The following is a 9,002-nucleotide window of genomic DNA, read 5'->3' as shown; positions in this document are numbered from 1 at the left end:
GGTGGGGGGTGAGTGAAATGGGTTGTTGCGGTTGCTGTTAATCCCCGTGTGGCGCATTCCGAGCATCGGAGCTTTTGGCCTCGAGCGCGCAGGAGGCGCGCGTCTGGCTCAGCCCAGGGAGGGGCTGTGCCAGACATAGTTAGTGAGCCAAAAGTGAGAAGCACAGGAAGGTTTTGCGCCACCCCGGGGGGTACTTTCTTTTGGTTACTTTTCGGGTGCTGTACAGGGACGTACGAATGTCGCGAGCGCAGGATGCGCAGGAGCGACCACAAGCAAAGAAAAGGAACCCTGGGTTGCGGGGCGGAGCATCCCGCTGATTAGAATTTATTACATCGACCATCATCGCCCCAACGGGGCGATTCAACCACTCACAAACACGGCCGCGTCTGAAAAACCCGATAATCGATATCCGGAAACAACGTATCGCGCTCCGCCACCGACCGTAGATACGGCTCATCGTAACGATCGGTCTCAACCATCGTCGCCAGACGATCGAAGCGATGGATATGTGTCTTAAACCGTCGCACCGCATAATCCACACTAGTGCCGGTCTTCATAATGAATCCCCAGTCACTCGCCTGCGCCAGCAACAACTCACGCGCCGCTTGATCCAACGCCCAGCGTAAATGACCGTCGGCGTTTTGAAAGCGCCGTACCAAACCGCTCATGCGATCGGACGCCGCGTGCACGTGCGGATACATCCAATCGTTGGCACCGTTCAGCCATACCTCGTGAAAACCACCGGCACCCCAGCTGCATTCGGGCGGTTCCGCCGGTTGCAGATCGCCGAAGCGGTCGATGTATTCCGACGGCAAAATGGTTTTTACATCATTTTGATCAAATGCGATCTTGCGCAATAGAAAGTCGATCCAGTCCGGACCTTCGAACCACCAGTGGCCGAACAGCTCGGCATCGTACGGCGCGACGATGATCGGCGGGCGATCGAAGAACGACGTCAACCACTGGATCTGCAATTGTCGGTTGTGCATGAAGTGGCCGGCGTGCGTCGCCGCACGCTCGCGCGCCCAGCCGGGATGATACGGTTCCTTGCCGTCGGTCTTGCCGGTGATACGGTGATACTTGAGACCGGTGAAGGTCGGAATACCGGCATGATGCAATGCTTGAATGTGCGGCTGATGCACGTCGAAGCCGGCATCGCGGTAGAAGTCGCGATACGTCGGATCGCCCGGGTAACCTTCCTCGGCGGCCCACACCTGCTTCGACGAATCGTGATCGCGAGCGAACGCGGCTGGGCCGGCCGGCGTGCGAATCGGGCGGTGTACACCGTACGTCGGGCGTGGATCGGCGTTGAGCACGCCATGTGAATCGACGATAAAGAAATCGATGCCGAATTCTTTCAGCAAACGATCGACACCTGGCGTGTAGCCGCATTCCGGCAACCAGATGCCGCGCGGGCGGCGGCCGAGGATGCGTGTATGTGTGCGCACGGCCATCGATAATTGCGCGTACAAACTTTCTTCGTTGGCGGCGAGCAGCGGGAAGTAACCGTGCGTAGCGCCGCAAGTGATGATTTCGAGATGGCCCGCTTCCATTAGCCGGCGAAACGCTTGCGTGACGTCGAGCTTGTCGTGCTCAACGAAGCGTTGCCGCAGTCGCTCGTAACGGTGCGAGTAGAACAGCACGACCGGATGCAGATAAGGATCGCTGGCAGTACGTTGACGCTCGCCTTCGAGCGCCAGTAAACGCTCGTCAAGATAACGTACGTAACGTTGCTGTAGCAACGGGTCGGTCATCATCGATAACAACGTCGGCGTGAGCGACATCGTTACGCGAAAATGGATGCCGCCGCGGGCCAGGCCGTCGAACACATCGAGCAACGGCAAATAGGTTTCGGTCAGCGCTTCGTAGAACCAGTCTTCTTCCAAAAAGCGCTCGTGCTCCGGATGCCGTACGAACGGCAGGTGCGCGTGCAGGACGAGAGCGAGATAACCTTTGGGGTTCAATTGGGTCGCAAAAGACTTTTATAGGGTTGGGTGGGGAATCGCTGTTTCACTCCGATCCTTTCTCGCCATCTCTTTCGCGCGAACGGGGCGGCGGAGTGGATTCATTAGCACGATTCGTAAGGTCCGAATGACCGGTGCTGGCGGATGACATGAGCGGTGCTTGTTCGGACGACGCCAGCAAGTTGGCGCTGCTACCTAAGCCGGACCAACTATGACGACGCGTCGGACCCGTCGAGCCGCCGCTGTGCAGATAGACCCGGCGAAAATCGTCTTCGCTGATCCACCAGCGCCGGTCGGTGTACATCGACGCGTGCCGGCTCGACAGCCGGATGCTCGCGCGGCTCAAGACGCCGACGAACTGACCGTCGCGGTAGTAGCCGACCTGCAGCAGCGTCTCGTGACTACCGAGCGCCTCCGGCACATGAAAATAATAAGAACCTTGTTGCGCCGTGATTTTAATTTCGTCTAGGACTTCGACCGACTGTTCAGTCACGCGGCACAACCGCAGCGTCATGTCATTGCGCCGTTCTAGCTCCACCGGCAGCACCCAGTAGGCGTGCAAGATACCGGGCTTCTGCGGTAGCAAGCACAACATCGGTGTCGGCAATGGCGGCAGCGGATCGATGTGCTCGCCGATATCGACCGGCGCGCCGGCGGCACTGACGCTGTTATGCGGTCGGTACGCGTATTTCGCGCCTTCGACGCGTTCTTCTACGTTGGCGAAATGCGTATCGATAGGTTTCAAATCGCGCGCAGGTTCTTCCCACGCCGGTGCCGGCGCCGCCGCTTTAATAGGTGTCGACGTACGCCGTTTCGCCTTAGTCGGCGCGCGGGGTGCGGTTCGCCGGTCAGTCGTCTCCGACTGGCGTCGGTCGAGCGCGGTCAGCAGATCGTCCTTGGCCATGCGCGAATATCCTTTGATGCCTGATGTCTTTGCCAGTGCGCGCAGTTCTTTGAGGGTTTTGGAGTTCATCAGCGTGATGAATCATCGTTGCATTCGACTCTGTAAATGTAAAGTATAAGCGCCGTGGTTTTTTCGTTTTTCAGGCGCGGGTTTTAGTGTGGGTCGCGCTGCGCGAGCTCATAAAGGGCAATATATTTACGCGCACTTTTTTGCCAGCTCATGTCTTGTTGCATGCCCTTGAGCGCGAGCGTTTGCCACGCGCGTTTGTCGGCATAGAGCCGAAGCGCGCGTTGCACCGTTGTGGTTAATGCATCGGCACTGGCATCTTCGAAAACAAAGCCGGTGGCGGCACCGTCGATAGCAATGTCGATGACAGTGTCAGCCAAACCGCCGACGCGCCGAACGATCGGCACGGTGCCATAGCGCAAGCTATACAGCTGATTGAGCCCGCATGGCTCGAAGCGCGACGGCATGAGGAACATGTCGGCGCCGGCTTCGATTTGATGTGCCAGCGCTTCGTCATAGCCAATACGCACGGCAAGTTGATCTGGATAGCGTTCGCGCGCGAGTCGCCAGGCGCTTTCATAGCGGCTTTCGCCCGAGCCGAGGACGACGAGCTGCAAGGGTTGCTCGGCGAGCCGCGGCCAGGCGTCGAGCACGAGATCGATCCCTTTCTGTTCCACGAGTCGTCCGACCATGCCGAGCAGCGGCCGGTCGGTCAGCAGCGGCAGTCCGCAGAGTTTTTGTAGGGCGGTTTTATTCGCTGGCTTGCGCGCCAACGAGCCTACCGAGTAGCGCTGGGCGATGTGCGGATCATTTGCCGGGTCCCACTCGGCAGTATCGATGCCATTTACGATGCCCACCAACCGATCGGCGCGATGTTGCAGCAATCCTTCCAATCCATAACCGAACGCCGCCGTTTGAATTTCGGTGGCATAGGTCGGACTGACGGTCGTTAATCGATCGGCGAATGCGAGCCCGCCTTTCATAAAGGACAGCTGACCGTAAAATTCGAGCCCGTGCGACGACCACAATGCCGCCGGCAGCGCGAGCGCGGCGAACGTGTCGGCGGGGAACGTGCCTTGGTAGGCGAGATTGTGGATGGTGAAGACCGTCGCCGGGCGCGTGGTTCGCGAGCTGAGTAGGGCAGGGATGAGCCCGGTTTGCCAATCATGGCAATGCACAACATCGGGTCGCCATTGGATCGACGTCTCGCCGCACGCTAACGCGACCGCCACCTGACACAGCAAGGCAAAACGCGGCGCGTTGTCGAACCAAGGTTGGCCGCTGGTGTCGAGATAAGGATTGCCCGGGCGATCGTACGCCGGTGGATAGTCAACCAACCAGACGACGACATCGCTGCCGGGCAATGTCCCCTCGAGCAACGTGGCTGAAGTGCCGCTGCGCAAATTGATCTGCGCGACGGTACGCAACTCACCGGCAGCAGCTTTGGCGCTGCGGTAACCCGGCAACAGTAGACGAACATCACTGCCAAGCGCTTTAAGCGCCGGTGGCAAACTGCCGCAGACGTCGCCGAGTCCGCCGGTCTTCATCAGCGGATGCGCTTCACTCGTAACGAACAGGACTTTAGGCATCCATCCCCGCAATGCGTTTATGGCTCAATTTAACGCGCGTATGGTAAAGTCGAAACCACTGGTATACGAGTGCCGAGAATTAAAAATAGGGAATTTGGAAATTCTATCCGTGGAATTTCTCACTCGTGTGCCGAAAAAGGGGCGCTGATGATTAAAGTTGCCTGCCAGGGGGGAACAAATATAAATCGAAGGAATCGATAGTGGCTTCAGTGCACGAACGTTTTGTCAGTCGTCTTACTCGCCAAACATTGGCGCTCATTCTTGCCGGCGGTCGCGGCTCGCGATTGAAGGATCTCACCAACTGGCGCGCCAAACCGGCGGTGCCGTTCGGTGGCAAGTTCCGCATTATCGACTTTCCGTTGTCCAACTGTATCAACTCCGGTATTCGTCGCATGGGTGTGCTCACGCAGTACAAAGCACATTCATTGATCCAGCATATACAAAAGGGCTGGGGCTTTTTGCGCGGTGAGTTCGGCGAGTTCGTCGAGCTGTTGCCGGCGCAGCAGCGCATCGAATCGTCGTGGTATCTCGGCACCGCCGACGCCGTTTACCAAAATCTGGACATCGTCCGCGCGCACGAGCCGGCGTTCGTGCTGATCCTCGCCGGCGATCATATATATAAGATGGACTACGGCCCGATGCTCGCGTACCACGTCGAGCGCGGCGCCGACCTCACCATCGGTTGCATCGAAGTGCCGGTGCAAGAGGGCCGCGACTTCGGCATCGTCACCGTCAACGACGAAAGCCGCATCACCGACTTCATCGAGAAGCCGCAGAACCCGCAACCGATGCCGGGCAGCGAGCTATTCGCGCTGGCGTCGATGGGCATCTACATTTTCAGCACTCGCTTCTTGTTCGATCAGCTGCTGCGCGACGCCGACCTTCCGGATTCGGCGCACGATTTCGCCAAAGACATCATCCCGCCGATCATCAAGAGCGCGAAGGTCATGGCCTATCGTTTTCGCGATGTGAACACCGGCCAACGCGCTTATTGGCGCGATGTCGGCACGGTCGACGCTTTCTGGCAGGCGAACTTAGAGCTGACCGATGCCGTGCCCGAGCTCAACTTGTACGACACCGATTGGCCGATCTGGACTTACCAAGAGCAAATGCCGCCGGCCAAATTTATTTACGACGAAGAAGACCGCTTAGGGTTGGCGGTTAACTCGATGGTTTCCGGCGGTTGCATTATCTCCGGCGCGGTCGTGCGTCATTCGTTGTTGTTCTCCGGTGTGTGCGTCGGCTCGAACGCGAGCGTGCAGGATTCGGTGGTGTTGCCACAGGTGACCATCGAACGCGGTTGCCGCATTCGCCGCGCCGTCATCGATCGCGGTTGTGTGTTGCCCGCCGGCACCGTCATCGGCGAGTCGGCCGAAGACGATGCCAAGCGCTTTCATATCACGCCGCGCGGTGTGGTGTTGGTCACGCCGGAGATGCTCGGCCAGCGGCCGCATGACCTCCGCCGCTGACGCGCGCTTGAAGGTTGTCCTGTGCTGGCACATGCACCAGCCGCAGTATCGCGACCTTATTAGCGGCAGTTACCAGCTGCCGTGGGTTTATCTGCACGCGATCAAAGATTACGTCGACATGGCGGCGCACCTGGAAGCGCATCCTGCCGCGCGCGCCGTCGTCAACGTCGCACCGATCCTGCTCGAACAAATCGCCGACTACGCCGCGCAAGTGCACGGCTTTCTCAACAACAGCGCCGCCATTCGCGATCCGATTCTCGCCGCGCTCGGTCAACCGGTGCTGCCGGTCGACGCCGAAGGTCGGCTGCCGCTGCTCAAAGCGTGTTTACGCGCGAACGATTCGCGCATGATCGATCGGTTCCCACCGTATCGACAGCTGGCGGCGATGGCGCGCTGGACCATCGAGCACTCGCCGTCGGCGATGTATCTGCACGAACAATTTCTCGCCGATCTGCTCACGTGGTATCACCTGGCGTGGTTGGGCGAGACCGTGCGCCGCAGCGATGCGCGCGTCCGCCGCTTGCAAGAGAAGGGCGCCGGCTTCAATTTGCACGATCGTCGCGAGCTGCTCGCCGTTATCGCCGAGTTGCTCGGCAACGTGATCCCTCGTTACCGTGCGCTCGCCGAGGCTGGTCGGATCGAGCTTTCTTTTACCCCGTATGCGCATCCGATTTTGCCGCTGATGCTCGACTTCAAGAGCGCTCGCGAGGCATTGCCCGATAGCGGTTTACCGGCGCTCGATCGCTATCCCGACGCCGAAGCGCGCGCTCGCTGGCACGTGCGCGAAGGCCTGACCACGTTCGAACATCATTTCGGTTTTCGCCCGAAGGGCTGCTGGCCGGCCGAAGGCAGCGTGAGTACGCCGACACTCGCGCTGCTCGCCGACGCCGGTGTCGCTTGGGCCGCGAGCGGTGAGGGCGTATTGCGCCACACCCTCACTCGCGCGCAGCGCGATTTGCACGGCGACAAAGACGATTGGTTATATCGTCGCTACGCCGGTCCATCCGGTTCGAGCGTGTTCTTTCGCGACGAAGGCCTATCCGATTTGATCGGCTTCACTTACGCCACCTGGCACGCCGACGACGCCGTCAACAATCTCATCCATCAACTCGAACAAATCGTCGATCGCTCACGCCATCATCCCGAGCGCGTCGTCAGCATCATTCTCGACGGCGAAAACGCCTGGGAACACTATCCCGAAAACGGCTACTACTTTTTAAGCGCGCTGTACGCACGCCTGTCGACACATTCCCGCCTGCAACTCACCACCTTCGCCGATTGCTTGCCGCTGGATCCCGCACCGCTGCCGCCCCTCGTTGCCGGCAGCTGGGTCTACGGCACGTTCTCCACCTGGATCGGCGACGCCGACAAAAACCGCGGCTGGGACATGCTCGGCGACGCCGCCCGCGCCTTCCACGCCGCCCACCCGAAGCTAGACGAAAAACGCCGCCGCCGCGCCGAAGAACAACTGGCGATTTGCGAAGGATCCGATTGGTTTTGGTGGTTCGGCGACTACAACCCAGCGGTAACGGTGAGCGACTTCGAATGCCTCTTTCGTCGTCACCTGACCAACCTCTATCAACTCATCGGCGTCGAACCGCCGCAGTATCTGTCCGCCGTGTTATCGCGCGGGGCAGGGATGCCGGTTCATGGCGGGACGATGCGGCCGGGGTCGGCGTCGGGCTAGCACTTACCAGCGGATCATCAGGAAGTTGGTAAGGATTGTTGAGATCTAACGTTAAAACCAGTCTGCCTATCCATAAAGAATCGATTCTAATCAGATTACCCGCGTTCTATTCAAATTTAGTCTGACCATTTCGCAAGATGTTGATGACGTATCTTCGAACGCATTAGGTTGTGCTAGATTTTGGGAATCCTGTGAATAGATAACAACGTATTTTTATTCAAACGGAAATACGGAAATTTAGAATTCGGCTGACACAGCATATTGCGTTATATGGAGGAATTGCCCGTGACAGAAGAAAATCAGAAACATAAGAGCGAAATGGAGGAGCTTCGCCTTTTATATCAGGTGACTGTTTCGGATATTGTTACGTTCAAACAGCAGCAATGGCACATAACTAACTATGCTCTGCTGTTGTATGTGGCGACTGTTTCCATCCCAAAATTTTTCAGTCACGACGACTCTCGGCTAAATCGGACAGAATACTTCTGTTTATTTCTTGCAGCATTTATCGTACTTGCTTCTGGTTGGTTTTTGTTAGGAATGTTTTCATCATCTTTAAGACAAAGACAATGTCGATTAACTGAAATAAGGCGAGAATTTAGTGAGCTATTCCGGAAGTGTTGGCGTGGTGGTAAACCAGAAAGTCAGGTCCCAGATACGCCGCACGATAAACCAAGTCTTCTTTGGTTCTTTCGTATTGTTCTGGCAGTTGGTTTCATTGCCGTAAGTTGGTTGTTATTTCGGTTCGCATGTACCACTTAACATTTATTTAGCTCGAGCTAAATCAATAGGGTCAGACTCGATTGATAATTGTCCCACCCAAGATTACGCTGTCATTTTTTCGCAAGAGCGATCCATGGCCCGTCTACCCCGCTACATCGTCCCCGGCCAACCCCAGCACGTCATTCAACGCGGAAATAACCGACAGCGAATCTTTACGGCCGAGCGCGATTACCGATTTTTTATCGAAAAACTTCAGGCGGCCGCGGATAAGCACGCCTGCACCCTCCACGCCTATGTCCTCATGACCAACCATGTGCATTTGCTGATCACTCCGAAGGCCGACGACGGAATAGGGAAACTCATGCAAATGCTCGGTCGTTACTATGTTCAGAAGTGGCCCCACAAATTAAGACAACCCGATAAGTGAAGTTTCTGCTCCAATAACCGAGGCCGCAAGGCTTCATCCTCCGGATCACGAACAATGAGAAGACCCCGAAGAAACCACACCGCCGCCTTCAACGCCAAGGTCGCAATCGCTGCCATCAAAGGCGACAAGACGATGGCGGAGCTGGCCGAGCAGTTTGAAGTGCATTCGACACAGATCACCCAATGGAAGACCGAACTCTTGGCGCGCGCCACGGAGATTTTCGCCACGGCCGC

The 9,002-nt window shown here is 57.6% G+C and carries 8 protein-coding genes; 5 read left to right on the top strand and 3 right to left on the bottom strand.

The genetic code is table 11. From position 1 onward, the window contains the following. Positions 1–368: 368 nt before the first annotated feature. From HY308_08295 to glgA, 3 genes are all read right to left on the bottom strand, one after another. Complete coding sequence (locus HY308_08295; GenBank protein MBI3898283.1) at positions 369–1,964, bottom strand: DUF1957 domain-containing protein; 1,596 nt, start codon at positions 1,962–1,964, stop codon at positions 369–371. A gap of 46 nt (positions 1,965–2,010) precedes the next feature. Further along, complete coding sequence (locus HY308_08290) at positions 2,011–2,937, bottom strand: Rho termination factor N-terminal domain-containing protein (protein MBI3898282.1); 927 nt, start codon at positions 2,935–2,937, stop codon at positions 2,011–2,013. 83 nt (positions 2,938–3,020) lie between these two features. Continuing rightward, positions 3,021–4,463 (bottom strand): glycogen synthase GlgA, encoded by a 1,443-nt coding sequence (glgA, locus tag HY308_08285; protein ID MBI3898281.1) that lies wholly within the window; start codon positions 4,461–4,463, stop codon positions 3,021–3,023. A 200-nt stretch (positions 4,464–4,663) separates the two neighbouring features. On the opposite strand from glgA, the gene glgC reads away from it, so the two are divergent. From glgC to HY308_08260, 5 genes are all read left to right on the top strand, one after another. Beyond that, positions 4,664–5,932 carry a glucose-1-phosphate adenylyltransferase gene (glgC, locus tag HY308_08280; protein MBI3898280.1) on the top strand — a complete coding sequence of 423 codons (1,269 nt, stop codon included), beginning with the start codon at positions 4,664–4,666 and terminating at the stop codon, positions 5,930–5,932. Then, complete coding sequence (locus HY308_08275) at positions 5,916–7,619, top strand: glycoside hydrolase (protein ID MBI3898279.1); 1,704 nt, start codon at positions 5,916–5,918, stop codon at positions 7,617–7,619. The genes glgC and HY308_08275 overlap by 17 nt, the downstream gene beginning before the upstream one ends. 285 nt (positions 7,620–7,904) lie before the next feature. Further along, positions 7,905–8,381, top strand: a complete 477-nt coding sequence (locus tag HY308_08270) for a hypothetical protein (GenBank protein ID MBI3898278.1) — start codon at positions 7,905–7,907, stop codon at positions 8,379–8,381. Positions 8,382–8,475: 94 nt separating this feature from the next. Further along, on the top strand, positions 8,476–8,769 hold the full coding sequence (locus HY308_08265; protein MBI3898277.1) for a transposase: 294 nt from the start codon (positions 8,476–8,478) through the stop codon (positions 8,767–8,769). A 54-nt stretch (positions 8,770–8,823) separates the two neighbouring features. Further along, positions 8,824–9,002, top strand: a 179-nt coding sequence (locus HY308_08260) for an IS3 family transposase (protein MBI3898276.1), incomplete at its 3' end; no start/stop codon positions are given.

The sequence above is a fragment of the Gammaproteobacteria bacterium genome (assembly GCA_016199745.1).
Taxonomy (GTDB): Bacteria; Pseudomonadota; Gammaproteobacteria; order Acidiferrobacterales; family Sulfurifustaceae; genus JACQFZ01.
Note: the sequence above shows the minus strand (reverse complement) of the source record. Positions and strands in the feature narration are given on the sequence as shown.